The following is a 1266-nucleotide window of genomic DNA, read 5'->3' as shown; positions in this document are numbered from 1 at the left end:
CCTATTTCAACGGTTTGAATGGATGAACCGGACCCGGAAGGACCGGTAAAAATAGCAAAAGGCAAGGTGAATAAATCGGATTCTTTCAGCGTATCCAGAAAAAGATCATACCTGTCTGAATACTTGGTCTTGATTGCAGTTAAGGTTTCTGTTTCGTCTAAGTCAGGAATGTTGTCTGTAATGGTAGTATCAATCGTTTGGGTGGGATCTATAAGACTATCTTCGACAGCTTCACCGATCTCAGCAGCCGTGGGGGCGTATACAACAGCGCCATTACCCGAAGAACCTGATTTATTATTAAGCTTACCAAGGAGACCATTAGTAATACCCAATAAATCGGAAATATAATCAAGATTTTTATTGGTTGAATCGGAATTACCGGCAATTTTTTTAAAAAGATCTGAGTCGGAATCACCATCAGCACCGGGAGATGAAGGGGCAGCGGGTTTAGATGGCTGAGGAACAACAGAATCCGGGGCCTTCGAAACAGAAGGAGAAGATCCACTCGTGCATATATCTGAGCCAGCTATCCATGTACCTTCAGCAATAACAAAATCAGTTGCACCATTCAAGGCTCCATCCGTACCAGTACAATAATTATCGCCACGATCAGTTACGTAACAGATATAAGATTTATCGCCGGAACTCGTATCGTCTACTGTCTGATATGCAGTCATCTTAACTGAATATGCTACTGGATCGTTCGGATAGATATCGCAATCGTCCGGCAAACCATCGCCGTCAGAATCAGGCGGAACCTGATCGCAAGGAGTAAAATCGCCATAGGTGTAACAATAAAAATGATATATAGCTGGACTGGAAGAAACATCTCCATAAGAAAAAGTCCAATAGCCAATACCTAAAATAATACCATTTGTAACTCCTGTTAAAGCTTCGATACTGCCACCAATGGAGTCATGAGCGGATGTAATAGCGAGCTGTGCAGCACCAGAATTACTATAATGAGAATAATGGAAGACCGATTCATTACCTTCATAATGTTTGTAATACTCATAATTCGTTTTAAAATCTGTCAAATCAGTGCATTCAGCATGCGCATAAGGTAACATTAGGCATGCAGAGATCAGGACACCGATTAAAAAATATAATAATTGTTTCATTTTGCCCCAAAAAAGTTGCCGTTGATCATAAAACACCTGTCAAATCGTGCCTTACTCCTCAATTCATGTGAAAAAACAGGAAAATGAGGAGGGGCACATGGGTTGCGGGTTTCCCGCATCAGGTATTTTCCTGCCAGTAAACCCG

Annotated in this window: 1 protein-coding gene; it reads right to left on the bottom strand. The window is 41.5% G+C overall.

The features are described 5' to 3' along the window. On the bottom strand, nucleotides 1-1121 hold a 1121-nt coding region (locus tag Q366_RS21500; RefSeq protein WP_035242441.1), incomplete at its 3' end, for a hypothetical protein. Between the last annotated feature and the right edge of the window lie 145 nt (nucleotides 1122-1266).

This window comes from Desulfobacter vibrioformis DSM 8776 (assembly GCF_000745975.1).
GTDB classification, from domain to species: domain Bacteria; phylum Desulfobacterota; class Desulfobacteria; order Desulfobacterales; family Desulfobacteraceae; genus Desulfobacter; species Desulfobacter vibrioformis.
This window is presented reverse-complemented; position numbering and strand designations above follow the sequence as displayed.